This window comes from Pseudomonas sp. LBUM1641 (genome assembly GCF_059716235.1).
In genome coordinates this window covers 2,242,299-2,265,688 of the sequence record NZ_CP166815.1, presented here as the reverse complement: position 1 = coordinate 2,265,688, position 23,390 = coordinate 2,242,299, and the positions used below count along the sequence as shown (strand labels likewise).

Annotated in this window: 25 protein-coding genes and 1 pseudogene; 13 read left to right on the top strand and 13 right to left on the bottom strand. The window is 56.9% G+C overall.

Annotated elements, in window-relative coordinates; genetic code table 11:
• Positions 1-248: 248 nt before the first annotated feature.
• The gene (locus tag ACA046_RS10400; protein ID WP_497676413.1) at positions 249-1,454 is read right to left on the bottom strand and encodes a hypothetical protein; all 1,206 of its coding nucleotides are present in this window, start codon (positions 1,452-1,454) and stop codon (positions 249-251) included.
• Positions 1,455-1,647: 193 nt separating this feature from the next.
• Complete coding sequence (locus ACA046_RS10395) at positions 1,648-2,973, bottom strand: FRG domain-containing protein (RefSeq protein ID WP_497676412.1); 1,326 nt, start codon at positions 2,971-2,973, stop codon at positions 1,648-1,650.
• A gap of 95 nt (positions 2,974-3,068) precedes the next feature.
• Between ACA046_RS10395 and ACA046_RS10390 the strand changes: the two genes are divergently transcribed.
• Together ACA046_RS10390 and ACA046_RS10385 are read left to right on the top strand one after the other, a co-directional pair.
• A protein-coding gene (locus tag ACA046_RS10390; protein WP_497674569.1) for an IS3 family transposase occupies positions 3,069-4,219 on the top strand; the annotation gives its coding sequence in 2 pieces (ribosomal slippage) (positions 3,069-3,303 and positions 3,303-4,219; 1,152 coding nt in all).
• 39 nt (positions 4,220-4,258) lie between these two features.
• A pseudogene (locus ACA046_RS10385) lies at positions 4,259-4,546 on the top strand (EamA family transporter); the annotation flags it as partial.
• Positions 4,547-4,685: 139 nt separating this feature from the next.
• Here ACA046_RS10385 and ACA046_RS10380 read toward each other — a convergent pair.
• The 4 genes from ACA046_RS10380 to ybiA form a co-directional block, all read right to left on the bottom strand.
• Positions 4,686-5,150 (bottom strand): GNAT family N-acetyltransferase, encoded by a 465-nt coding sequence (locus ACA046_RS10380; protein ID WP_497676411.1) that lies wholly within the window; start codon positions 5,148-5,150, stop codon positions 4,686-4,688.
• A gap of 184 nt (positions 5,151-5,334) precedes the next feature.
• On the bottom strand, positions 5,335-5,856 hold the full coding sequence (locus ACA046_RS10375; RefSeq protein WP_017478761.1) for a DUF2846 domain-containing protein: 522 nt from the start codon (positions 5,854-5,856) through the stop codon (positions 5,335-5,337).
• 65 nt (positions 5,857-5,921) lie between these two features.
• Positions 5,922-6,521 carry a hypothetical protein gene (locus tag ACA046_RS10370; protein ID WP_017478760.1) on the bottom strand — a complete coding sequence of 200 codons (600 nt, stop codon included), beginning with the start codon at positions 6,519-6,521 and terminating at the stop codon, positions 5,922-5,924.
• A 424-nt stretch (positions 6,522-6,945) separates the two neighbouring features.
• The gene (gene ybiA / locus ACA046_RS10365; protein ID WP_497676410.1) at positions 6,946-7,509 is read right to left on the bottom strand and encodes a riboflavin biosynthesis intermediates N-glycosidase; all 564 of its coding nucleotides are present in this window, start codon (positions 7,507-7,509) and stop codon (positions 6,946-6,948) included.
• Between the two features lie 342 nt (positions 7,510-7,851).
• Here ybiA and ACA046_RS10360 point away from each other — a divergent pair, with 342 nt between their 5' ends.
• The 3 genes from ACA046_RS10360 to ACA046_RS10350 are packed head-to-tail and all read left to right on the top strand — an operon-like array spanning position 7,852 to position 11,917.
• A complete protein-coding gene (locus tag ACA046_RS10360) occupies positions 7,852-8,304 on the top strand; it encodes a (2Fe-2S)-binding protein (RefSeq protein WP_063031790.1) in 453 nt (150 codons plus the stop codon).
• Positions 8,304-10,556 carry a xanthine dehydrogenase family protein molybdopterin-binding subunit gene (locus tag ACA046_RS10355; RefSeq protein ID WP_497676409.1) on the top strand — a complete coding sequence of 751 codons (2,253 nt, stop codon included), beginning with the start codon at positions 8,304-8,306 and terminating at the stop codon, positions 10,554-10,556. Before ACA046_RS10360 ends, ACA046_RS10355 begins: the two co-directional genes overlap by 1 nt.
• Positions 10,557-10,573: 17 nt before the next feature.
• Complete coding sequence (locus ACA046_RS10350) at positions 10,574-11,917, top strand: c-type cytochrome (RefSeq protein ID WP_459027500.1); 1,344 nt, start codon at positions 10,574-10,576, stop codon at positions 11,915-11,917.
• Between the two features lie 140 nt (positions 11,918-12,057).
• Here the strand turns inward: ACA046_RS10350 and msrA are convergent, their stop codons facing one another.
• The 3 genes from msrA to ACA046_RS10335 form a co-directional block, all read right to left on the bottom strand.
• Complete coding sequence (gene msrA, locus ACA046_RS10345) at positions 12,058-12,564, bottom strand: peptide-methionine (S)-S-oxide reductase MsrA (protein WP_063031796.1); 507 nt, start codon at positions 12,562-12,564, stop codon at positions 12,058-12,060.
• A 101-nt stretch (positions 12,565-12,665) separates the two neighbouring features.
• Complete coding sequence (locus ACA046_RS10340; RefSeq protein WP_497676408.1) at positions 12,666-12,908, bottom strand: hypothetical protein; 243 nt, start codon at positions 12,906-12,908, stop codon at positions 12,666-12,668.
• A 12-nt stretch (positions 12,909-12,920) separates the two neighbouring features.
• Positions 12,921-13,400 (bottom strand): hypothetical protein, encoded by a 480-nt coding sequence (locus tag ACA046_RS10335; protein WP_497676407.1) that lies wholly within the window; start codon positions 13,398-13,400, stop codon positions 12,921-12,923.
• 219 nt (positions 13,401-13,619) lie between these two features.
• Between ACA046_RS10335 and ACA046_RS10330 the strand changes: the two genes are divergently transcribed.
• The 3 genes from ACA046_RS10330 to ACA046_RS10320 all read left to right on the top strand — a co-directional run bounded on the left by ACA046_RS10330 (position 13,620) and on the right by ACA046_RS10320 (position 16,008).
• Positions 13,620-14,957, top strand: a complete 1,338-nt coding sequence (locus ACA046_RS10330) for an MFS transporter (protein WP_459027496.1) — start codon at positions 13,620-13,622, stop codon at positions 14,955-14,957.
• Positions 14,958-15,190: 233 nt separating this feature from the next.
• Complete coding sequence (locus ACA046_RS10325; protein WP_497676406.1) at positions 15,191-15,643, top strand: thiol-disulfide oxidoreductase DCC family protein; 453 nt, start codon at positions 15,191-15,193, stop codon at positions 15,641-15,643.
• Positions 15,640-16,008, top strand: coding sequence for a DoxX-like family protein (locus ACA046_RS10320; RefSeq protein WP_459027492.1), 369 nt, complete (start codon positions 15,640-15,642; stop codon positions 16,006-16,008). Before ACA046_RS10325 ends, ACA046_RS10320 begins: the two co-directional genes overlap by 4 nt.
• Before the next feature lie 8 nt (positions 16,009-16,016).
• Here the strand turns inward: ACA046_RS10320 and ACA046_RS10315 are convergent, their stop codons facing one another.
• From ACA046_RS10315 to ACA046_RS10305, 3 genes are read right to left on the bottom strand one after another with little or no spacing between them, the layout of a single operon-like run.
• Positions 16,017-16,364, bottom strand: coding sequence for a hypothetical protein (locus tag ACA046_RS10315; RefSeq protein WP_497676405.1), 348 nt, complete (start codon positions 16,362-16,364; stop codon positions 16,017-16,019).
• 15 nt (positions 16,365-16,379) lie between these two features.
• On the bottom strand, positions 16,380-16,871 hold the full coding sequence (locus ACA046_RS10310) for a DUF2269 family protein (protein ID WP_497676404.1): 492 nt from the start codon (positions 16,869-16,871) through the stop codon (positions 16,380-16,382).
• A gap of 3 nt (positions 16,872-16,874) precedes the next feature.
• Positions 16,875-18,002: a saccharopine dehydrogenase family protein gene (locus ACA046_RS10305; protein WP_497676403.1), complete on the bottom strand. Its 1,128-nt coding sequence runs from the start codon at positions 18,000-18,002 to the stop codon at positions 16,875-16,877.
• A gap of 121 nt (positions 18,003-18,123) precedes the next feature.
• Here ACA046_RS10305 and ACA046_RS10300 point away from each other — a divergent pair, with 121 nt between their 5' ends.
• Positions 18,124-18,678 carry a GNAT family N-acetyltransferase gene (locus tag ACA046_RS10300; RefSeq protein ID WP_497676402.1) on the top strand — a complete coding sequence of 185 codons (555 nt, stop codon included), beginning with the start codon at positions 18,124-18,126 and terminating at the stop codon, positions 18,676-18,678.
• 43 nt (positions 18,679-18,721) lie between these two features.
• On the opposite strand, the gene ACA046_RS10295 is transcribed toward ACA046_RS10300, so the two are convergent.
• Complete coding sequence (locus ACA046_RS10295; RefSeq protein ID WP_497676401.1) at positions 18,722-19,693, bottom strand: LysR family transcriptional regulator; 972 nt, start codon at positions 19,691-19,693, stop codon at positions 18,722-18,724.
• A 102-nt stretch (positions 19,694-19,795) separates the two neighbouring features.
• Between ACA046_RS10295 and ACA046_RS10290 the strand changes: the two genes are divergently transcribed.
• From ACA046_RS10290 to ACA046_RS10275, 4 genes are all read left to right on the top strand, one after another.
• Entirely contained in the window at positions 19,796-20,899 is a 1,104-nt protein-coding gene (locus ACA046_RS10290) for an alkene reductase (RefSeq protein ID WP_497676400.1), read from the top strand.
• A 143-nt stretch (positions 20,900-21,042) separates the two neighbouring features.
• The gene (locus ACA046_RS10285; protein WP_057711794.1) at positions 21,043-21,426 is read left to right on the top strand and encodes a nuclear transport factor 2 family protein; all 384 of its coding nucleotides are present in this window, start codon (positions 21,043-21,045) and stop codon (positions 21,424-21,426) included.
• 207 nt (positions 21,427-21,633) lie between these two features.
• Positions 21,634-22,653 carry an alpha/beta hydrolase gene (locus ACA046_RS10280; protein WP_459027478.1) on the top strand — a complete coding sequence of 340 codons (1,020 nt, stop codon included), beginning with the start codon at positions 21,634-21,636 and terminating at the stop codon, positions 22,651-22,653.
• A 270-nt stretch (positions 22,654-22,923) separates the two neighbouring features.
• Complete coding sequence (locus tag ACA046_RS10275) at positions 22,924-23,322, top strand: nuclear transport factor 2 family protein (RefSeq protein ID WP_497677061.1); 399 nt, start codon at positions 22,924-22,926, stop codon at positions 23,320-23,322.
• Positions 23,323-23,390: the final 68 nt, after the last annotated feature.

Sequence of the window (23,390 nt, the reverse complement as noted above, 5' to 3'; positions counted from 1 at the left end):
GAGGCACGACGAAAATGGGACATTTATTTTCAAACATATAAGACAAAAGGGGGTGGATCTATTTTCGAGTAAATCCCCCCTTCTACTACTAATTTTAGGCTGGAGCTTAGAGACGCTAAATGAGCTGAAACTCCTACATCCCATGAACCAATCTGCTCGGACAGCCGTCGCTTCAGGAGTAACCCAAACCAATGCAACTGCGAAGACTGACAGCAACCCTTTAACTCGACCTTACTGCGTTACGCAAACTACCTTGGCTCATAGTAAATGCTGTCGAGCAACGCCGAACGGTTATCCCAAATTCTAGCAGCAAGCTTTGCTCTAGGTCTGGGCGCTAGCCACCAAGGGCTGTTCCGCATCGGCACAACGATACGATCCCAATAATTCCCTAAGGCCAACGTAGTGTGGGCTGCACCAAATGCTCCGCATATGCCGCGTTTGTTAGCGTCGTTGACGCCGACGAAAAAATCCGGACGTTTCATTACCAGTAGGCGAGAGGCGGTCGCTATGCCACCCTTATGAGCTTTGTTGCGGAAAGCGAGGTCGAAATCCTGACTGAAGGATTTAAAGTTCTCTTCAGAAACCGATCCGTCCGCGGGAATATTGTCTAATGCTTTGGAAAGTAGTCGAGGAGACTCATTGACCAAATTTTTGAAATCCCCTTGACCAGACATTCTACCAAACCAAGCCCAATCAAAATTATCGAGTCCAGGTTCGTTAGTCGCATAAGTCCCTGCAATAGCTTTTCGCTCTAATCGAGACATCTCATCAAACGACTCGTATTCCGAAAACAAAGAGGTAGCGCGCTCCAGAACGGCAAGCCGCCCCTCTAGACTGTGGTGCCCATCGTTCTTGACATCATTGACAAAACTTGGCCATGTAATGGCTAAAGGTGAGAGCTGCGCGCCAATTCGAGGTTTTTTAAGGCGACAGAACTTATCTAGGTCACCAAGTTTATCTTTCTTTGCAAAGTATTGGACTTCATAGGCAAATAGAAACTTATCCTCATGAATATCTTCGGCATTAGCCCAACTTGAATCGATAAAATTTTTAATATCATTAAAAACAATGTCTTCCTCGCCCCCCTGAAGCAAAACACTAGCTTCAATGTTTGTTCCTCCAAAAGCTCCCCCGGTTAGATTATGGCTTCCAACTACTGCTGTGTAACCATCAGTCATCTTGAACCAATAGAGCTTGGGATGAAAAAGGCGTCCACTTGGAGGAAGGCATCGAGCATCTTTGCACTTGCTGAAGCGTCGCAGCACCGTAGGGTCAGTCTGGTACATGTGCGTACCAATTACGACTTTTCTAAGTTTCTCTTTGGCATCCAGCATGGCGTCGACAATTTCGTTCGCGCCAGCCCATGCCACAGCCACGGCATATTGATTGCACGTTTGAATCAATTTCTTGAGCGTAAGGGTAGCTTCGCGCTCAGTGAGCATACTCACTTTCATCCTGAATCTCTTCTGTCTACATTTCCATTAATGAAACTAGCGCGTAAGCATAAAAGTCTTGCGGCGCTAAACGCTCTGCGAACGAAGACAGATTGACTCAGACCACGATAAAAATCACTCAACTGTGACTGATCTCGTCTATTTCGGTTTGAGTCGTATGTTCGACGATGGCTATCGTTATCAAAAGCATAAATTAAGAGTTCTCTCTGCGAAATTCGAATTTCTTAGCAATATACTTTGCCGAGTTTTCGATATATGGAAATACTGTACTCTCGTTAATATTAAGCTGGTCGAGCTGTTTCAACACTGCTCGCTTGTTGGTAACAGCAATGCGATGAACTGAAATATCAGCGTTTCCGCTCTCATCCAAACTTGCTTCATGCCCATACAGTAGAAATGCTCCAGACTGAAACGATATTCGGTTATTTGTGTGCTTACCCTTAACACAGATCACGGACTTTAGATGTTGGGGATTTACTCTCCCCTCGAAAAAAGGCTTTTCTTCCTTTATAAAGTGCAACAGCTGTGTTAGCGGGTTTTGCTCATTGAATTCACGAACTTCATTGCTACTATAGTCTATAGAATCTTTTGAAGGCTTTGATATGCGGGCTAAGTTAGCTATGCAACTTGCCGTATCAGAGTCGAAGTATTTTATCTGACTCCTATCCATGGAAAAAACTATAACCTCACCATCTTCTTCCAAATGGCTCTTACAAGCAAAATATAATGCAATCAAAGGATTGGAGGTTATATCTAACAATCTTGTCGGCAAAGAGTAATGCTGCATCCGAACGAGACGATCTAACGTGTAGACATCACCGATGAAGTCGCCCGAGTTTGAGACAAGCAGCTCTCGATACAAACGATCCTCCTCATCTCGATACATGAAATTCCCGTACTCATCCTTTCGAAAAATACAAGGCTCAAGGCGATACTTCTTTCGATTTGAGTGGCCACGATAGAAAACTTCTCGTCCATTGTGATTTAAATTTAAAACCTCCTCGATAAGAGATCCTACACTGTTAGCCTGAAACTCAGGTGGCGGTGTCGGCGGCAAATCAGACTTTGTCACCTTAGGGGGCTCTACTTCCTGCGGGATAAGGCCCACTGCACTCAATACTTCAGCTAAGTCAGCGTCTTTAATCGCCCAATGGGTACGGGTAATTTCCCAATCACGGATATCTAAGGCAGCTTGTAAAGGTCTGATTCTGTCAAATGGAATTGGATCAACCCTTGTGTCGAACTCCGGCTCTAGATAGAGAGTACGCCCCCCATGGCGGAGCTTGACTATTTTCAGACGACCTACTCGCAGAGGCTCGTCCTTACCTTCATAGGCAAACAGACAAGGTAGCTCCATCAACGCCTTGAGCTGCGGATCTTTCAGTTCTTGAAAGCTTTCCGCGATTTCGTCGCTCGTATACTCAAGAAATCGACTTCTGCTGTATTCGTAACCTGGATCGTTCCATGCCCCTTCCGCAGATGTGACAAGAAAATTGAACATAGGATTGGTACCTTCCATGGGTTTAGATCTGAGATGTAATTTAGCAGATTATGAATCGCCCCGGGTTTCGTAGACACCTCCATGCCTTAAACTGAGGCCAATCAGGAGGTGCCATGAGCAACCCACGTTATCCCGAAGAATTCAAAATCCAAGCGGTCAATCAAGTGACCGAAAAGAAGCTGCCTGTCGCTGATGTGGCGGCGCGTCTTGGCGTGTCGACGCATAGCCTCTATGCCTGGATAAAGCGCTACAGCAAACCTCAGGCAGAACGGCAGCAAGACGACGATCAGCACGCTGAACTGCGTCGTCTGCGAGCGGAACTCAAGCGGGTCACTGAAGAGCGAGACATCTTAAAAAAGGCCGCCGCGTACTTTGCCAAGGAGTGCGGCTGAAGTACGCCTTTATCAAGCAGCGCGCGGGCGACTATTCCATTCGACGGCTTTGCCTGACGCTGAAAGTCCATCCCAGTGGTTATTACGCTTGGTTGTCTGAGCCGCAATCTGCACGCGCTAAAGACGACCAGCGATTGCTGGGTTTGATCAAGCACTCGTGGCTGGAGAGCGGCGGAGTTTATGGCTATCGCAAAATCCATGACGACCTGCGCGAGGTCGGTGAAGCTTGTGGTCGGCATCGTGTGGCGAGGCTGATGCGTCTTGAAGGTCTGCGCTCTCAGACAGGGTATCGACGCCGTCCTGGCAAATACGGCGGTAAGCCAGCGGTCGCCTCACCCAATTTACTGAAGCGCCAGTTCGATGTCGTAGAACCTAACAAAATTTGGGTCACCGACATCACCTACATTCGTACGTATGAAGGTTGGTTGTATTTGGCGGTGGTGCTGGATCTGTTTTCTCGTCAGGTCATTGGCTGGTCAATGAAGGCGCAGATGACCAGTGATTTGGCCATTGATGCGTTATTGATGGCGGTTTGGAGGCGAAAACCGAAACAAGAGGTGATGGTTCATTCCGACCAGGGCAGCCAGTACAGCAGCTCCGATTGGCGCAGTTTTTTGAAGGCAAACAATTTGGTTGCCAGCATGAGCCGCCGAGGCAATTGTCATGACAACGCCGTGGCCGAGAGCTTTTTCCAGCTTCTGAAACGGGAACGGATCAAGCGAAAAATCTACACCACGCGGGAAGATGCTCGCAGTGATGTGTTTGATTACATCGAAATGTTCTACAACGCAAAACGCCGCCATGGTTTCAACAATCAGCTGTCACCGGTAGAGTTTGAAAAACGTTACGCAATGAGCTTGCAAGGTGTCTAGAGAATCCGGGGCGATTCATTAGAGACGTAGCCATCCTACGTTAGCCTGCCCACAACCGGTACCGGTTGGCAGGCATTGGCCACGTTGGTGGTGCTGTATGGCACGGGGTTTATCGTGCTGTTCATTTCGGTGCCGCGCCTGGATATGCCGCGTAATGCGCCGGTGATGAACATTGAGCCGCTGGCGACGTTGTTGATGGGCTGGATCGTGCTCGACCAGATGCTCAGCGCCGGCCAGGTGGTGGGCGGGGTTATTGTGGTGACGGGGATTGTGTTGCTGACTTATCGCAAGTCTGCCCGGCCTTCCGCCAAGGCCCAGGTCGCGTAAGTCGAGAGATGGAACGAAAAAGGGACGGATCCATTTTTAATGAAGCCGTCCCCTTTATTTGCTGGTTTCAGGCTAGCGCTTAGAGGCGCTGATAAGCGGAATTCCTGCATCCCGTCAACCCACTAACACGTTGGGCCGCTCACCGTAGATTCAGACGGACATAATAATTGTCGAACTCACTGCTTTCGACGAACTGGAAGCCGTGGCGGGTGTAAAAACGATTCGAGGCACTTTCTTTGAGGGCACCTACTTTAATCGGGAGTGCAGCTGCATCCGCCTCTTTGAAAATCTGAGTGAGCACAGCAGAGCCGATCCCTGATCCTTGCGCGCTCGGCCTTACGTAGAAGTGGTCGAGCACGAGTTCATTGGGGTGATGCTTGACCACTACAAAGCCAACCCTCTCTCCAGACACCTCAATGTGATGTGTGTTGCGGGCTTCAAAACCGCTAACAAACCGCTCGCGCGCCCGTACAGGATCAAATCGCCCGACGCGCTCCAGACTTTCGCGCATGGCCTCAATTCGAAGGGCAACAAGATCGTCCAAGTCGCTTTGTTGAGCGCGGACTAACGTCACTGGGGCGTTTTGATTGGGTTTGATGGGCATAGGTTGCGCTTCGCCTGGCATGCTGGGATGGCCAGTATAGGAAGATCGGATCACGTCTCACGATTTTCTATCGTGGTCACGCTCTCCAATGCAGCCCCGTAGGGCTGGTCGGATTTTCCCTCAACAATCTATTTTGCCACGGCAGGCTTGGAACGAGGCTGGCCGGAGCATGGGTTACGCATGGCTACGGTGCGGTTGCCGGCAGCTCCTGGCACCACTTGATAGAACGCAGCGCTTCCTCGGCAGGTACAAGCGCGTAGCGCGAGTAAAACATTGTTCCACCGAAACGACCCTCATCTACTTCGCCCAAGGTCTGTCCGTCCTTGTAGACAGACGTGCTGAGTTGGTCTGCGATGTAATACACCTTTCCATTCTCGACGGTGATATCGAAACGTTTGTTAACCATACCGCTGATGATAGGTGGCGAGGTGGAGGCGACGCTGTGCTTGCCGGCGGGAATGCCGGCTTTGAAAAAACTACCGGAGGGCAAGCTGCCGATGGCGCGGCCATCGACCAGAATGGTCGGGGCGACTCCGTTACCGATGCTGGCCGACGTGCGATAGAAGTACACCGTGGCCTCGTTCGGACGGGGTTCTGCCGGTGACGTAAAGAATGGTTGGCCTGTCAGGTCCGGACCGCTGATGCAGCCGGTCAGTGAGGCCAGGGCCGCGAACAGGCTGGCCCAGAGTAGCGTGCAGCGCTTCATGGCATGGAACTCCTTGAACTTGGATCAATGGGCGGCGGTATCGGTGACTGTCACCGGTACCGGATTCAGAGCGTGCAGAGCCCTTTACCGAAGTCAGTGGCATCAGAACTCGGCCAAGGCGCAAAACCGCTCTTTGCCGTCAAATTCACGATGTTCCGGTCCTTGAGCATCCGGTACTTGCGCTTCAGCTCCTCCACAGTGTTCTCGGCGTTATTCACGTTGGACAGGCAGAAGCGCAGGGCATCGGCGCGCAGATCGCCGATATAGAGGGTTTCCCCAGCCTTCACCGAGAACACCGCAGGCACAGGGCGCGGCATGGATCTTCCCGCGTAATACACGTAACTCCACTGCGTGTACTCATACTCACCAGGTGGCACTTCATACATGAAGAAATGGCCCAGTATATTTGGTGACGGCTGGTCATCTTCATTGCCCAACGTCGTCAGCCGCAGTACGGTGCCGGGCCCTCCCTTTTGCCTGATCTCAACCACCAGCCCATGCGGCTGCATCAGATAGCTCTCACCAATCGAACCCACGATGATCGCCTTACTCGGGTCCGGTGCGTGCTTGCCGTCGTAGCGCGACGTCGCGCACCCGGACAGAAGGGTCGCGCAGAGTGCAACCGCGCCCCAGACGAGATATTTTTTGCTGACTTTCCCTAGCATTGGTCTTTTTTCCGATCAGTAATCTTGCAGTTCGTAGATCCCAGCCGAGCGAACCAAAAGTACGCACACTTGGTCCATGGTTGCCGGCTCGTCCGGACCTATTGTCCAGCTACCAGCACCTTGATAACAACCCACTCTTGACCAATCAACGCCAGGCTCCTCGACCGCAAAGCGCCCTGCCCTGGCTAATGACTAACCCTGCAACTCACTAGCCCGATGACTCGCCGCATAGGGCGTCGAGAAGCTTGGCGCGGACGACTAAAGCGGTGATTGCTTTCGGCCAGAAGCCGCCGCTCGAACGCATCGACGAAAACTCGGGCGACTCAGCTTCTGTTGATTAACGCGCTGTCTTCGATAAGGCCGCATGCAATAAGCCCTGGCGTATACCAGGGCTTGTGCGTTTTCCTTGAGTAAGCTCAGGGCACTACCTTGAGGCTGGAATACTTGTCCCATCCCGCACCTGCATCAGCGCAAACCCCAGCAGATTCAAACCCTTCCACAGATTCGGATTGTTCGCATCCGCGTTGTCCTGTGCGAGCCCTATACCCCAGATGTTATCAACCGGGCTGGCTTCGACAATAACGCTTGAACCAGTTTGTAGAAGGTATTCGTTCAACGGTGGATTCTGAGAGAACTTGGCCTGGTTCGCTCGAACGACGATGTCGTATCGGTGTTGCAGCCAAACCTTGTCATTGAATCCGCGCACGTTGCGGCCAAGTGCTTTGGCGGCATTAGGAGTAGGCGCGCGTAGCACCTGCGCACGAATTTCCTGATCGTCGAACAAGGCCGCTTTCTCGGCCATCATGAAGTGTTCGGCTGTAGGGTAATGTTGCCCCTCAACAATGAACCCAGCCTCGAACCATTGGCTGAAGCACGAAGCGGTGACGGCCGTTTTGCTGCGTTGGTGCCCCCAGAAAAACGTAAAACTCAGCTGTTCCCCGGAGTTGAAACGGGCGCAAAGTGCTTCCAGATGTTCAGAGTCGTTCAATGAAATATCCTCGCTAACTGAAGAACGAAATTACAGCTACTGTGCTGACCAAGGCAACCACGAAGCTTCGTGGATCGAACGTCCACCGATTGACGCTTACGCCCATACTCCCGCCTCCCCTATCGCATTCCTGTCGAATACTTGCCTAATCCTCCGACCTTTCACCCTCCGCATAGCGCCCCCCTGACCTACGGTCTAGAGTCAATCCAAACGCCCGCTAAACTACTCAAACCACGCGCGCGTGAACCATAACGGGCCAACGATGCCCTGCGGCGAAGCCCCACTTCACCGCCCAAAAATACTAAAAAAATGCAAAACCAACCGATGATCAGCGGGTGAGCCATGGAATTACGAATTAACCAGCAGACCCACCAAGTCGATGCAGAACCCGACACGCCTCTGCTTTGGGTCATCCGCGACAACCTGGGCATGACCGGTACCAAATATGGCTGCGGTCTGGCGCAGTGTGGTGCGTGTTCGGTGCTTGTGGACGGCAATGTGGTCCGTTCCTGCGTCACGCCGGTCTCCGGTGTGGTCGGCCGGGAGATCACGACTATCGAGGCGATCGAGTCCGATGATGTCGGTAAGCGGGTGGTCGCGACCTGGGTCGAGTATCAGGTCGCTCAGTGCGGTTACTGCCAGTCCGGCCAGGTGATGGCGGCTACGGCGCTGCTCAAGCAAACGCCCAAGCCGACCGATGCACAGATCGACGCGGCGATGGTCAATCTCTGCCGCTGTGGCACCTATAACGCGATTCATGCGGCGGTGCATGACCTTGCGAAGGGAGAGGCCTGATGAACGTTCGCATTGATTCCGCTGCCCTGCCTTTGGTCGCGGCGTTGAATGACCCGGTGAACCTGTCCCGCCGTCGTTTCCTGGCCAGTACGGCCGTGGGTGCGTTGGTGATTGGTTTTGGTCTGCCGTTGGGTTCTGGCCGGGTGCAGGCGGCCACTGCTGCGGCGGCTGGTGAACGCGGTACGCAGGTGCCGGCGTTCCTGGAGATTCGTCCGGACAACACGATCCGTTTGCTCAGCCCCTTTATTGAAGGCGGCCAGGGCACGTTCACGGCGATGGCACAGATTGTCGGCGAGGAGTTGGACGCCGACCCGGCCACTTTCCTGGTTGAGTGCGCCCCGCCCGGTGAAGCCTTTGTGGTGATGGAAAATGGCATGCGTATCACCGGCGGCAGTATGTCGGTGCGCATGAGTTACCCGACGATGCGCCGGCTGGGGGCGTTGGCCCGGGCGATGTTGCTGGAGGCCGGGGCGCAGGCGTTGAAGGTGCCGGTGGGTGAGTTGTCGACCGAGCCGGGCAAAGTGGTACACGCGGCGTCCGGGCGTTCCCTTACGTATGGCGAGTTGGCCGGGCGGGCGATGGACCTGCCGGTGCCGGACGTGGCCAGCGTGAAGCTGCGGGATCCGAGCCAGTTCCGTTGGATCGGCAAGCCGGTGAAGCGTCTGGATGCGTATGACAAGTCCACCGGCAAGGCGCTGTACAGCATTGATATGAAGGTCGACGGCATGCTCCACGCGGCGGTGCAGCATGCGCCCCGCTTGGGCATGACGGTGGGCAACCTGCGCAATGAGGACCAGGTCAAGGCCATGCCGGGGGTGCATTCGGTGCATCGTCTGCCGGGTGCGGTGGCGGTGGTGGCTGAGCGGTGGTGGCATGCCAAGCGTGCGGTGGAGTCGATTCAGGTCGATTGGCTGGAGCCGACGGCGGATTCGAAAGTGCGCGGGATGCCGAAGGACTTTTCCAGCGACGAGCATTTCAAGCGCCTGGCCGCAGAAACCGGCCCGGCCCGGGATGATGAGAACGAGGGTGATGTGGCCGGCACGCTGGCCAATGCCAAGACCAAGATCGAGGCCACTTACCACAACCAGTATCTGCACCATGCGCAGCTGGAGCCGCCTTCGGCGTTGGCGCGTTTCAATGCTGATGGTTCGCTGGAGATCTGGTTGCCGAATCAGGCGCAGGATATGTTCCTGGCCGATATCGCCAAGCGCACCGGTCTGGACCCGTCGCGGATTACCCTGCATTCGCCGCTGTTGGGTGGGTTTTTCGGCCGGCATTTTCTGTATGACTCGGCCAGCCCTTACCCGCAGGCCATTGAGTTGGCCAAGGCGGTTGGGCGCCCGGTGAAGTTGATCTGGAGCCGTGAGGAAGAGTTTCTGCGGGACGTGCTGCGCCCGGTGGCGGCGGTGAATTTCCGTGGGGCGCTGGACAGTGATGGCTGGCCGGTGGCGATTGAAGCGGTGAGTGCCACGGAGGGGCCTACCGAGGCCCTGGCCGGCAAGCAGGGCGAGAAGCTCGACCCGACGGCGCTGGAGGGGTTGTCCGGGAAGTCGTATGCGATTCCCAACAAGCGCATCGCACAGATTTATGTGAAGGGCCCGGTGATGCTGGGTTACTGGCGGTCGGTGGGTAACTCGCTGAATGACTTTTTCTATGAAGCCTTTCTGGATGAACTGGCTGACAAGGGCGGCAAAGACCCCTTCGAGTTGCGCCTGCATCTGTTGCGGGACAACCAGCGGCTGACCACGCTGCTGAAGGCGGTGGGTGAGTTGTCGGGGGGCTGGAAACGTGGCCCGTTTGTCGCCGAAGACGGCAGCAAGCGCGCCCGTGGGGTGGCGATGGCGTCGCCGTTCGGCACGCAGACGGCGGTGATCGCCGAGGTGTCGATCGAGAACGGGCAGGTCAAGGTGCATGACATCTGGCAGGCGATCGACCCGGGTAGCATCGTCAACCCGGCGATTGTCGAGGCGCAGGTGAATGGGGCGGTGTCGCTGGGCTTGTCCCAGGTGCTGTTGGAAGAGGCGGTGTATGTGGACGGCTTGCCTCGGGCGCGTAACTACGATTTGTATCCGGTGCTGCCGCCTTCGCGGATGGCGCGGGTGCATGTGCGCGTGATCGAGAGCGGGGAAAAAATGGGTGGCATCGGCGAACCGCCGCTGCCAGCCGTGGCACCTGCCGTGGCCAACGCCGTGGCGACCTTGACGGGGCAGCGCATTCGCAGCATGCCGTTAAGCCGCTACTCCTTTACCTGACCGGGGCCTGAGCACTTATGAACAACCGTCGATTCGCAAGAACCGTTGGCTGGCTGGCGCTGCCGTGCCTGGTCGCGGCAGGCCTGTTGGCCTGGTATGTCACCCGTGAGCCGGTTTCGCCGCTGGGCGCCGAGCCTGTCGCCGCAGACCCGGCGCTGATCGCCCGAGGCGAGTATGTCGCCCGGCTCAGCGACTGTGTGGCGTGCCACAGCGTGCCCAACGGCGCGCCTTTTGCTGGTGGGCTGGAAATGGCCACGCCGCTGGGGGCGATCCATGCCACTAACGTCACGCCGGACCCGGAAACGGGTATCGGCCGCTACAGCCTCGCCGACTTCGACCGCGCGGTGCGCCAGGGTGTCGCGCCGGGGGGGCGTCGCCTGTATCCGGCGATGCCGTATCCGTCCTATGCCAAGCTCAGCGACGATGATGTGCGCGCCTTGTATGCGTTCTTCATGAAGGGCGTGGCGCCGGTGCAGCAGGCGAATATCAAGAGTTCGATCCCGTGGCCATTGAATATGCGCTGGCCCATCGCGCTGTGGAATGGCGTGTTTACCGACAGCAAGCCCTACGTAGCGAAGGCTGGGAAGGATGAGCTGTGGAACCGCGGCGCCTACATCGTGCAGGGGCCGGGGCATTGCGGCAGTTGCCACACGCCACGGGGCTTGGCCTTTAACGAGAAGGCGCTGGATGAGAGCGGTAAACCGTATCTGGCCGGTGGCTTGTTGGATGGCTGGTACGCACCGAGCCTGCGGGACGATCACAACACAGGCCTGGGGCGCTGGAGCGAGCCGGAAGTGGTGCAATTCCTGAAGACCGGTCGCAATAAACATGCGGTGGTTTATGGGTCGATGACCGAGGCGTTCAACAACTCCACGCAGTTCATGACCGACGATGACCTGGCGGCGATTGCGCGCTATCTCAGGTCGTTGCCGGGTGACGAGCAGCGTGATGGTAAGGCCTGGCAGTATCAGGCGGTGTCGGCTGCGGAACGCCTGGATGCGCCGGGCGCCCATACCTACGTGACCCGTTGTGCTTCGTGCCACGGGTTGGAAGGCAAAGGGCAACCGGACTGGATGCCGCCGCTGGCGGGTGCCACTTCGGCGTTGGCCAAGGAGAATGCTTCGGCGATCAACATCACCTTGAATGGCTCGCAGCGGGTGGTGGCGGCGAATGTGGCGGATGCTTATCGCATGCCGGCGTTTCGGGAGCAGTTGTCGGACCAGGAGATTGCTGAAGTGCTGACGTTTGTGCGCGGCACGTGGGGCAATCAGGGTGGTGCGGTGGATGCGAAGGCAGTGGGCAAGTTGCGTGAGCACACGGGCCCGGCGAGCAGTAGCCCGATTATTCTGCAGATGCGCTGAGAGGAAAGGCGTCTTGTGAGCGAGACGCCTTGTGTAGGAGCTGCTTTATGTGGGAGCGGGCTTGCTCGCGAAAGCGGTGGGTCAGTGAAGCATTTGCTGACTGACACACCGCTTTCGCGAGCAAGCCCGCTCCCACATTTTTAACCGCGTTTCGGCAGTTTCCAGTTGGGGCGGATGAAGTGGCAGGTGTAGCCATTCGGAATCCGCTCCAGGTAATCCTGATGCTCCGGCTCCGCTTCCCAGAACGGCCCCGCCGGTTCAATTTCCGTCACGACACGGCCTGGCCACAAGCCCGAGGCATCCACATCCGCGGCGGTGTCTTCAGCCTCGTCGCGTTGCTGTTCGCTGAGGTAATAGATCGCCGAACGATAGCTGGGGCCAAGGTCATTGCCCTGACGGTTAGGCGTGCTCGGGTCGTGGATCTGGAAAAAGAACTCGAGGATCTGCCGGTAGGTGATCACGCTCGGGTCGAAAACAATCTCGATAGCTTCAGCATGGTTACCGTGGTTGCGGTAGGTGGCGTTCGGCACATCGCCGCCGGTGTAGCCGACGCGCGTTTGCAGCACGCCGGGGTAGCGTCGCAACAGGTCTTGCATGCCCCAGAAGCAGCCGCCGGCGAGGATGGCGGTTTCAGTTTGGTTGCTCATGGCGTGTTCTTCCCCTGGATGGATACAGCCCTAGTTATGGGGCCGGGTTGAGTAATACCAAGGTTGAGCAGGCGCCAATCGGCGGAAATGCTTGCCTCTCGTCAGCCAATCGGCTCGAACCGTCGCCGCCTCTTGAACAAACCCAATCCCAGCGGAACGGCAAAGATCGACAGCAACCCCAGATCCAGCCCTAAGAACTGCGTCTGGCTCGCCACAACGCAGCCCACCGCCCCTACCACCACCAGCAGCCCCCCTAGCCACTTGCGAAGCAGATACGCCTTCAGAAACCGGTCGAGCAGAAAAAACAGCACCAGGGCAATAACCAACTGGATAATTTCGGACATGTGTTTCTCCAGTCAGGTCTTGATGATCAGTGTCGAACCGGTGCGCTGCGGGCCGATACCGCCGTTGACCTGCGCCTCGATGCTGACCAGGACGTCGCCTGCATGATAGGTGGGCAGGGTGTCATTCACATACATGCGCACACCGATCCCTACGGGAGCGCCCACGTAGGGGGTGGCCACATAAGCGGTGGCGCCAGCGAAGGCCGAGGCGGCCAGGTTAGCGATCCTGGTGCGCTGGGCATTGAGGGTATCGCCCTGTTGCCGGGTCAGCGGCTTGGAGATGCCGATCATCATCTGGCACGGCAGGTTCTTGGCCAACATCTTGTCGTACACCTCGACGACCTTACGGTTGACCTCATAGTGGGCGCTTTTCGCTTCGCCAAAATGCAGCTCGCTCAGGCGTCCGCGATCGCTGTCGGTGAGGGTGATCTGCGAGACGTTGAAAACGATCCCGTGATTGCCCAGGTATTGGAAAGTCCCATCGAACTTCATCGCACGCATCCTTTCGAGCCAAAGGCGGGGATTCTCTACAAGGCGCGCGCTGGATTCAAATCATTTCACCCTGCGGGCCACATGTATTGGCCCAATTCCTGCGTCTGCCCTACCCCATCAAGTCGCTACTGACTACGCGGACGACTCTTTTGAGCCCCGCCGCCCAACGGCCGACCACGATAATCAAGCATCCCCCTACCACCGCCGAGGCCTTCCCCCATGACGAGCCCATCCACCGAACAGGTCAGCCCGCAAACCCTGCGAAGAGTGATCATCGCCGCCGGCATCGGTAACTTCGTCGAGTGGTTCGACTTCGCCGTCTACGGCTTCCTCGCCACCACCATCGCCCAACAATTCTTCCCCAGCGGTGACGCCAGCGCGGCGCTGCTCAAGACCTTCGCGGTGTTCGCGGTGGCCTTCGCGTTTCGGCCACTGGGCGGGATTTTCTTCGGCATGCTCGGCGACCGGATCGGCCGCAAACGCACGCTGGCCATGACGATCTTGCTGATGGCCGGCGCCACCACGCTGATCGGCCTGCTGCCCACCTACGCCGCCATCGGCGTGGCGGCGCCGATTCTGTTGTCGCTGATCCGCTGCGCCCAGGGCTTCTCCGCCGGCGGTGAATATGCCGGCGCTTGTGCCTATCTGATGGAGCACGCGCCGAGTGACAAGCGCGCCTGGTATGGCAGCTTTGTGCCGGTGTCGACCTTTTCCGCGTTCGCCGCTGCAGCGGTGGTGGCCTATGCACTTGAAGCGTCGTTGTCCGCCGAGGCGATGGGCAGTTGGGGCTGGCGCCTGCCGTTCCTGATCGCCGCGCCGCTGGGGCTGGTGGGGCTTTACCTGCGCTGGAAGCTGGATGAGACCCCGGCCTTCCAGGCGGTGAAGCAGGAACACGCGGTCGCCCACTCCCCGCTCAAGGAAACCCTGCGCAACCATGGTGCGGCGATCTGCTGCCTGGGCGCTTTTGTGTCGCTCACGGCGCTGTCGTTTTATATGTTCACCACCTACTTCGCGACGTATCTGCAGGTGGCGGGTGGGCTGAGCCGGGCGATGGCGTTGCTGGTGTCGCTGATTGCACTGATCTTCGCGGCGGCAATTTGCCCGCTGGCGGGGTTGTATTCGGATCGGGTGGGGCGTCGGGTCACGGTGATGACGGCCTGTGTGTTGTTGATGGTGGTGGTGTACCCGTCATTCCTGATGGCCAGTTCCGGCTCGTTCGCGGCGTCTATCGTCGGGGTGATGTTGCTGGCGGTGGGCGCGGTGTTGTGTGGGGTGGTGACGGCGGCGTTGCTGTCGGAGACCTTTCCGACCCGCACGCGGTATACCGCTTCGGCGATTACTTACAACATGGCTTATACGATCTTTGGGGGTACGGCGCCGTTGATGGCGACGTGGTTGATCAGCACCACGGGCAGCAATTTGTCGCCGGCGTTTTATCTGATTGCGGTGGCGTTGCTGGCGCTGGCGGGAGGGTTGGCGTTGCCGGAGACGTCACGGATTTCGCTGCATGATGTGGGCGCGGAGGAAAAAGGCGCAGCGCCGGTGTTGTCGCGCTAGGTTCGGCTGTTGTGAACGCAATGCCCAATCCAACAAAGATCAACTGTGGGAGCGGGCTTGCTCGCGAATGCGGTGTGGCAGTGAAAAATGTGCTGACTGACCCACCGCATTCGCGAGCAAGCCCGCTCCCACACTGGATTTTCTTCGCTTGTTAGATCTCCACTCCCGGACTGAACAGTGTGGGCGAACGCGGGTATGATCCAGGCTAACCCGGCCCGACTGGACCCACACACATGCCCGCCTCCCACACCCGCCCTACTCCCGCACCACTCCTCAAGACCGGCGAAACCGTGGTGCTGTTCGACGGTGTGTGCAAGCTGTGCAACGGCTGGGCGAGGTTCCTGATTCGCCATGACCGCGACCGGCGTGTGCGGTTGGCGGCCGTTCAGTCGCCCGAAGGTCAGGCGCTATTGGCCTGGGCGGGATTACCGCTGGATCAGTTCGACACCATCGCAGTGATCCGCGACCGGCACTATTGGGCGCGTTCGGAGGCGGTGTTCGAAATCATTGCGCAACTGCCTGCCCGTTGGCGCCCGCTGCTGGTGCTGCGCGCAATCCCGCGCTTTCTTCGGGATTGGGCTTACGATCGCATCGCACGCAATCGCTATCGACTTTTCGGGAAGTACGACACCTGCCTGTTGCCCGATCCGGATCATGAGCAGCGCTTTTTGAAGGAACAGCCATGAATACCTTGGTGCGCATCAACTGGATCGCCCGAGGCGGCCTGGCGTTCATGTTTGCCTACCATGGGCTGGTGCCGAAGCTGCTGTGGTTGAGCCAGGGCGAGCGGACGATGATCCAGGCTCACGGGATCGAGCAAGTGCAGGTGTTCGCCACGCTGGCGGGGGTTGGGGAAATTGTCCTGGCGGTATGGATACTGCTTTCACCACGCAGCGCCTGGCCGATTGCCGTGGCTGCGGCTGCGCTGGCGGGGCTGCTGGTGGATGTGGCGGTGTTCAGCCCGGCGATGCTCAGGGAGGCGTTTAATCCGGTGTCGCTGAATGTGGCGGGGTTGGCGTTGTGTGCAGTGGCTTGGAATACCAAGCCCTGAACGGGCCTTTATTTCAGCTCAATGGCATCAAGCGCAACTTCCAGCACTGATAACTCAACCACGCTGCCATCGCCCAAGCGTGCAACAAGCCCTGCACAATCAATCACCACACACACGCCCCGCCCTGTTTTATCTCCCGGGAACTTGCGCAACTTGAGCTCCACTGTGGTCGGGTTTAGCCACACCGACTGATCCGCCGACCAACGAGCGTCCTCAAACTGAAAAACACAGCTCCCCTGCCATGTATCCACAATCTGCGGTGAACACACCCACTGCGTATTCCGCGCCTCCCAGGGCGTCACCTCGACCCGGTAGTGATCATCCGGTGAGGTGGATTGGATTTCGGTTTCACTCATTGGCAGTTCCTTTTATCAGCAACACAGCCCAATGAACTGCCACGGCGTCATCTTCGTCACCATGATCAGCACGATCACAAACATCCCCGAAAACCCGAAAACGCCCATCCAGAACCATTTCCGGTAAACGCCGCGGTATCCATCATCCAGCGGCCTGCCCGTCTCGACCGCACTGAGCGCCATCTGCTGCAACCGCTTCTGCAGCACCAGCACCGGCAGCCAAAGCGCGCCCACGCACAGAAAGATCATCAGCGACGTCAGCACCCATTCGGTGGTCAGCGGCAACCCGGCCAGCTTGATCAGCAGAAAGCCGGTGATGATCTGGACAAAGCCCGCCGGCGTGGTAATCCAGGTATCAAACTGCACCACCATCCGCGCCACCTGGGCGATCACTTGCGGGTTGGCCGTACGGCTTGCGGCGATCAGGTACAGGTAGGAGCCCATGCCGAAGCCGAACAGGAAAATCGCCGCGATGATGTGAATGTACTTCAGGCCCAGATAGAGCATGGTTCAGCCCTGCCCGTCAGAGAAATGCACGGCCAGGCTGAGGTTCGCCGGGTCGTTGATGGCGGCCATGTATTCATCGACGGTGATTTCGCCAACGCACGGTCGCGCACCGGGTTCGGGCACGTAGCCTTGGGCGATTTTGAGGGCTAGGGCAACGGCGGCGCAGCTGGGGATTTCCGGGCCTTTGTCATTCAGGGCCGTCAGTTGCACCGCCAGGGACAGCGGCTGCCCTTCGGTGCCGAGGCCTTGCACGTCGATGTACATCGCGCTTTTGCCATCGCCAAAGCGCTCGAACCAGGTGCCCAGCCGATGCAGGCGTGCGGCCCAGGCGACATGGTCTTGGACGATTCCGGTGCGCAGCGCCTGGGCCAGCAGGTAGTTGGCGACACCACCCAGTTTGAGCCCCGCGCCAGCCTTGAAGCTCAGGGTGTGGGCGCCATAACGGCTGGCGAAAATGTCCATGTCGGGCACGTCCACATTCGCCAACACCCGCGTGCCAAGCTCGGGCATCTTGCGCAGCGTCAGGTCCTGCCAGCCCAGCACTTCATGCACCTGGCCATGCCGGAGTTGCTTGATCGGTTTGCCCGCATAAGCCAGCACGCCTTCGACGGTGGACAGGCCCGGCATCTTGGCCGAAGAGGAAATACCGTGTTCGATCGCGTCGATGCGCGTGAAGCGGTAACGGTACTGATCAATGATGGCGGACGACAGTGTCGGCACGGAGCTGCAACCACTGAGGATCGCCACACCTGTCTGCCGGGCTTGTGCATCCAGCACGCTCACGCCATTGACGAAGGTGCGGCAGTCGGACAGGTCGCAGTAGTTCACGCCCACGTCGATGCAGCTCTGGGCGACCGCATAGGATTGCCCCTGGAACGGCCCGCCGGTGTGGATCACCAGCTGGATGTTCATCGACCGCAAAACGGACGCGAACCCCGCCCCCATGGCATCGCCGCACCAGCCTTCGCAGCCGGTGCCCGACTGGCTTTTCAGCTCATCTACTTTGCGCTGCAACTTGTGCGGGTCGCGGCCGGAGATCACCAGTTCAATGCCCGGTGCCACCACCAAATGCCGGCAAACGATGCTGCCGAAATTGCCGTAGCCACCGACCACCATCACCCTGAGTGTCATTCCATTTTTCCCTAAACTATCGATCATGCGCTGAGCCTGAGGCAGACTGGCGGTCTGAGGCGGCTAAAGATACCCGATTTGTTTAACCGCTTGAGCCAGGATCAACAGGGGGCGTTAAATAATGGAGCTATACACCGAGCGGCTTTACCTGCGGCAACTGGAAGCCGGCGACTGGGATTTATTCCTCGCGTTGCACACCGACCCGACGGTGATCCAGTACGTCTGCGACGCCCCGTCCGAAACCGAAACCCGCGAGAGATTTGAATCCCGGTTACCGCACTGGTTGCCAGGCTCCAGGCATTGGTTGTGCCTCGTCGTGTTCGATCGGCAAAGTGGTTGTGCCGTTGGGGTCACGGGATTGAAGCTGGAGCCCGATGAAGAAGCGACGGCAGAAGTCGGCTACTTGTTCCTCAGCGGGCAACACGGGAAGGGTTACGGTTTTGAATCGCTGCAACGGGTTATGGATTACGCCCACGACACACTTGAGTTGAAGGTGCTGAAGGCTGTTGTGACCGAGGGTAATGCCGCTTCTTGCCGCCTGCTGGAGAAGTGCGGTTTCGTGTTTGAGCGGCGTGAGAGCGATGCTTATCAAATTAATGGGCAGGTGTTTGATGATCTTATCTACCGGCATCGGATGCGTGGGCCTCTGAGTAATGGGGCGGTGCCAATTCTCTAAAGATGGGCAGCGATCCGCCACCATCCGACATGGGAAAGTTAAATCAGAACGTTCCCACCTCATTAGCACTCCGCATGAAATCAACAAACGCACGCAGCTTACCTGGCATGTGTTTACGATGAGGGTAGTAAAGATGAAACGCATCGTCCATGCCGCTGTGCTGCTTCAATATCTGACTAAGCATCCCGTTTTCTAATTCTTGCTTCGCGAAGTCCTCGAAAACGAAACCAATGCCTTGGCCTTGTATTGCCGCTTCAAGGACGGATCTCATCTCGTCAAAAACAAAACGCCCTTGAACATCGACTTGAACCATTTGCCCGCCATCATCGAACTTCCATTCAAAAAATCTTCCGCCAACTGAATACCGCTGGCGAATGCAGTTGTGCTTCAGCAGTTGCTCCAGCGTCTGGGGCTCAACCCGCGTACTGAAGTAATCAGGCGCAGCCACCACAATTCTTTTTTGTGCCGCTCCCATCTGTACCGCGACCATGTCGTTTTGCACTCTTTTCCCCATGCGCATGCCGATATCGAAACCGGCATTAACGATATCGCCGAGTTGGTTATCCAAGGATACCTCGACATTAATCAGCGGGAATTCTTCCATGAAGGCGGTTAGGTGGGGTTCGATCAAGATGCGGTATGCAACGTACGAAGAGTTGAGGCGCACGGTGCCCGATGGTTGATCAGTCGCGAGCAAGACTTGTGACAAGGAGTCTCTGATCAAAGCAAGCGCAGGTGCTAATGCTGCGTTCAATGACGCCCCGGCTTCGGTCAGGCTGACACTGCGTGTTGTTCGATTGAATAGCCGCACATTGAGTTGTGCTTCCACACTTTTGATCGTGCGTGATACCGCAGTTGGCGTGACACCGATTTCTGCGGCGGCGCGCGCGAAGTTCAAATGTCTGGCGGCCGCCTCGAAGGTTAAAAGACCGGGGAAATGCACCGGCGGTAAAGGAAGTGAACCCTCTATGTCCTCAGCTCGCGTCGGCCCCTGGATTATGACTTTTTTGATCATACTGTATCCACACCTATGACTATTTACGTCATTATCATTGACCTCCATAGTTGATATAGCAAGGAATTTCATCCGGCAGAACAGTTATCACTAGGAATCACAATGGCACTCAACAGCCCATCAACTGATCTTTTCACTCCAATGACTTTAGGCGCCTTATCTCTGGCTAACCGTATTGTCATGGCCCCGTTAACGCGCAGCCGCATGGGGCCAGAAGGCGTACCCAACGAAATGCACGCTCGCTACTACGCACAACGTGCCAGCGCCGGTCTGATCATTAGTGAAGCGACCAATATTTCGGCGCAAGCGCGGGGGTATGCATTAACGCCAGGCATCTGGACTGAAGCGCACGTAGCAGGCTGGAAACGGGTAACAGATGCGGTGCATGCCGCTGGTGGACTTATTGTTTGCCAACTGTGGCATGTGGGGCGCTTCTCGCATGTGGACCTGCAGCCCGATGGCACGGCACCGGTAGCGCCCTCGGCGATTAAAGCCGAAGGTCAGACCTTCACTGAAAATGGAATGATGGACGTCTCCATGCCGCGAGCGCTGGAAACATCCGAGATACCAGACATTATCGAGCAGTACCGACACGCCGCCGCATGCGCAAAACGCGCCGGCTTTGATGGTGTTGAAGTGCACTCGGCCAATAGTTATTTGCTCGATCAGTTCCTGCGCGACTCTACCAATCAGCGAACCGACCACTATGGTGGTTCGATTGAGAATCGCACACGACTCACGCTGGAAGTAACCGCCGCAGTCGTCGAGATCTGGGGTCATGACCGCGTTGGCATCCGCCTCTCTCCCGTGACGCCAGATGCCGGCAACACGCCCTTGGACAGCCAGGTAATGCAAACCTATGGCTATCTGATTGAGCAACTGAATCGCTTCCAGCTCGCCTATATGCATTTTGTCGAGGGCGCTACCGCTACGTCACGCACTGTTCCCGAGAACGTAGATCTCGATGCGTTACGTGCACGGTTCAAAGGCCCGTACATCGGCAACAACAATTACGACATCGAACTGGCCGTTACCCGCCGTGCTGAAGGCAGGGTCGATGCAGTGGCTTTTGGTCGCCCGTTTATTGCCAATCCGGATTTGGTGCGTCGATTAAAAGAAGGTGCAGAACTCGCTGTTGCGCCACGCGAAACCTATTACGGCAACGGCGCAAAGGGTTACACCGATTGGCCTACGCTCGCTGGATAAGCCAACTGGGCAACGCTTCAAAAGTGACACCCTGAGCCCCAACAGTGGACGCTGCTGCGGATGGTCACAGGGGTGGATCTCAATGCCAGCCAAACGTGGCCGATTTTTTAACATGACTCGAATTAACAACCAGGAATACAAACATGAACAAACCTACTTATGTGCCGGAATATCAAGCCATCGTCGAGGTACTGAACAAATACAACGAAGGCTGCAAGCAGGCCAAAAGCAGCATCATGAAGCCAGCTTTCAGTGAGCAAGCAACGATGTTTAGCGTCGATGGCGACGGTAAGCTGACCGGCGGCCCGATTCAGACATTGTTCGATGGCATCGACAGCGCATTCCGCCCGTCTCCTGAAGCTCAAGGTGTAATCGTCAAGATCGACATCGTAGGCACCGCTGCCAGCGCGCGCATCGACACCAATGACGTATCGGGCTTTTGCTTTACAGACTTCTTCAACCTGCTGAAAGTCGATGGCAAGTGGACGGTCGTCAGCAAGATCTTCCATACCCATGTCGCGCCTTGAATATCTACCTTCCTTGAGCACGCGGCAGATGAGGCTTTCAACCCTATCTGTCGTGTTTTTCCTTGCAGCCGAGCGGCGCTGCAACTGTGCGTAAGGCACACCGCCTGAAATCCGCTGACTTCGATCGCCTGACCGCAGGCGCAACAAAGTAATAAAACAGGCCGCTATTCAATGACACACACACTCAGGCGATAAAAAGGAAACATCATGAAACCTCTCACTTCCGCTTTCGCCCTTTCCGTCGTGGCCCTGTCGCTTGGTAGCGCCTCCGCCGCCGAACGGCCCGGCGTCGAACACAACGTAGCAAAATTCTTGCAGTCCCTGGAGGGCGGCCAGACGCTCGACAGCATGTCGCCAACCGAAGCCCGCGCCGCGCTGGCGGGTGCCCAGGCCGCCTCCAACGTGGCCTTGCCGGCAGCTGAGGTCAGCGAGAAGACGATTCGTGTCAATGACCGCGACCTGAAACTGACCATCGTGCGCCCGGCCGGCAGCCAACAGAAGACCCTGCCCGCGTTCATGTACTTCCACGGCGGCGGCTGGGTGCTGGGCGACTTCCCAACACACGAACGGCTGGTGCGTGACCTGGTGGCGGGCTCTGGCGCGGTGGCGGTGTTCGTTAACTACAGTCTGTCGCCTGAGGCGGGATACGGCGTTGCCATCGAGCAAGCCTATGCCGCAACCAAATGGGTGGCCGAGCATGGCCAGCAGATCAATGTCGACGGCAAGCGCCTGGCCGTAGCGGGTAACAGCGCAGGTGGCAACCTGGCCGCAGCTGTTGCCCTGATGGCGAACGAGAAAGGCTCACCTGCACTGCGTTCGCAGCTATTGCTGTGCCCGGTAACGGATGCAAACTTCGACACGCCGTCGTACCAGGAGTTTGCCAACGGCTACTTCCTGACCAAAGACCTCATGGTGTGGTTCTGGGACAACTACACAACCGACGCCGAGGCACGCAAGCAGATTTACGCATCGCCGCTGCAGGCGACGCCCGAGCAGTTGAAAGGCTTGCCGCCGACGTTGATCCAGACTGCTGAATTCGATGTCCTGCGCGATGAAGCCGAAGCTTACGGCCGCAAGCTCGACGCTGCGGGTGTGCAGGTGAAGTCGGTGCGCTACAACGGCATGATTCATGATTTTGGGCTATCGAACGCGTTCAACCATCTGCCGGCAGTGCAAAGCGCGATCGCGCAAGCATCGCAAGAACTCAAAACGAACCTGAGCCAGTAATAGCAAAACCAATGAACCCGCAGGTCACGGCGACACTGCGGCATTCATGGAAAAAACACGCCACTCATTTCATCGCGAGGCTACTGCGGCACAAAGTGTCTCGCGATGCCGCTGCGCTTTTTACAGCTGAACGTTAATCAGCACATGCCCCCCTTAGTTAGGAGCAACGAAATGAAAACAACTATTCTCAGGGCGTTATTTTTCGTGGCAATGGTTGCGGGCCTAAGCGCGACTGCTCAAGCAGAAGAACTACCGCTCGATCAACACGCTATCAGTGGTAAAGCCACGAATAACCCTACCTATGTACAAGAACACCAAGCCATCACCGAAGTGCTAAGCAAGTACATCGAGGGCTGCAAGCAAGCCAAGAGCAGTATCATGAAGCCCGCATTCAGCAAGAATGCAACGATGTACAGCGTCGGCGCCGATGGCCAGCTGGTAGGCGGCCCGATTCAAAACCTCTTCGATGGGATCGACAAGGATTTCCAACCCTCTCCTGACGCACAGGCGGCTATCACCAGTATCAACATCGTCGGTACTGCGGCGAGTGCTCGCATCGACGCCAACGACATGTCAGGTATTTCCTTCACAGACTTCTTTCATCTGCTGAAGGTCGATGGCAAGTGGACTGTGGTTAGCAAGATTTACTACACGCATCCAAATCATTGAGTCCTCAATCAGCGCGCTCAAGCCACAGGCACCTCCAAAAGACCAAATCATAATCAAGAATTTACGAC

Bases quoted from the DNA above. Each gene is read 5' to 3' on its own strand.
- ACA046_RS10310 (WP_497676404.1), bottom strand. From the start codon at position 16,871: ATGCTCTATCTGGGCCTGAAGTACATTCACATCATCGCGGCGATTTTC.
- ACA046_RS10355 (WP_497676409.1), top strand. From the start codon at position 8,304: ATGAACGTTCGCATTGATTCCGCTGCCCTGCCTTTGGTCGCGGCGTTG.
- ACA046_RS10320 (WP_459027492.1), top strand. From the start codon at position 15,640: ATGAATACCTTGGTGCGCATCAACTGGATCGCCCGAGGCGGCCTGGCG.
- ACA046_RS10370 (WP_017478760.1), bottom strand. From the start codon at position 6,521: ATGCTAGGGAAAGTCAGCAAAAAATATCTCGTCTGGGGCGCGGTTGCA.
- ACA046_RS10395 (WP_497676412.1), bottom strand. From the start codon at position 2,973: ATGGAAGGTACCAATCCTATGTTCAATTTTCTTGTCACATCTGCGGAA.
- ACA046_RS10400 (WP_497676413.1), bottom strand. From the start codon at position 1,454: ATGAAAGTGAGTATGCTCACTGAGCGCGAAGCTACCCTTACGCTCAAG.
- ACA046_RS10295 (WP_497676401.1), bottom strand. From the start codon at position 19,693: ATGATCAAAAAAGTCATAATCCAGGGGCCGACGCGAGCTGAGGACATA.
- ACA046_RS10375 (WP_017478761.1), bottom strand. From the start codon at position 5,856: ATGAAGCGCTGCACGCTACTCTGGGCCAGCCTGTTCGCGGCCCTGGCC.
- ACA046_RS10300 (WP_497676402.1), top strand. From the start codon at position 18,124: ATGGAGCTATACACCGAGCGGCTTTACCTGCGGCAACTGGAAGCCGGC.
- ACA046_RS10290 (WP_497676400.1), top strand. From the start codon at position 19,796: ATGGCACTCAACAGCCCATCAACTGATCTTTTCACTCCAATGACTTTA.
- ACA046_RS10350 (WP_459027500.1), top strand. From the start codon at position 10,574: ATGAACAACCGTCGATTCGCAAGAACCGTTGGCTGGCTGGCGCTGCCG.
- ACA046_RS10325 (WP_497676406.1), top strand. From the start codon at position 15,191: ATGCCCGCCTCCCACACCCGCCCTACTCCCGCACCACTCCTCAAGACC.
- ACA046_RS10340 (WP_497676408.1), bottom strand. From the start codon at position 12,908: ATGTCCGAAATTATCCAGTTGGTTATTGCCCTGGTGCTGTTTTTTCTG.
- ACA046_RS10380 (WP_497676411.1), bottom strand. From the start codon at position 5,150: ATGCCCATCAAACCCAATCAAAACGCCCCAGTGACGTTAGTCCGCGCT.
- ACA046_RS10330 (WP_459027496.1), top strand. From the start codon at position 13,620: ATGACGAGCCCATCCACCGAACAGGTCAGCCCGCAAACCCTGCGAAGA.
- ACA046_RS10315 (WP_497676405.1), bottom strand. From the start codon at position 16,364: ATGAGTGAAACCGAAATCCAATCCACCTCACCGGATGATCACTACCGG.
- ACA046_RS10285 (WP_057711794.1), top strand. From the start codon at position 21,043: ATGAACAAACCTACTTATGTGCCGGAATATCAAGCCATCGTCGAGGTA.
- ACA046_RS10335 (WP_497676407.1), bottom strand. From the start codon at position 13,400: ATGAAGTTCGATGGGACTTTCCAATACCTGGGCAATCACGGGATCGTT.
- ACA046_RS10360 (WP_063031790.1), top strand. From the start codon at position 7,852: ATGGAATTACGAATTAACCAGCAGACCCACCAAGTCGATGCAGAACCC.
- ACA046_RS10280 (WP_459027478.1), top strand. From the start codon at position 21,634: ATGAAACCTCTCACTTCCGCTTTCGCCCTTTCCGTCGTGGCCCTGTCG.
- msrA (WP_063031796.1), bottom strand. From the start codon at position 12,564: ATGAGCAACCAAACTGAAACCGCCATCCTCGCCGGCGGCTGCTTCTGG.
- ACA046_RS10305 (WP_497676403.1), bottom strand. From the start codon at position 18,002: ATGACACTCAGGGTGATGGTGGTCGGTGGCTACGGCAATTTCGGCAGC.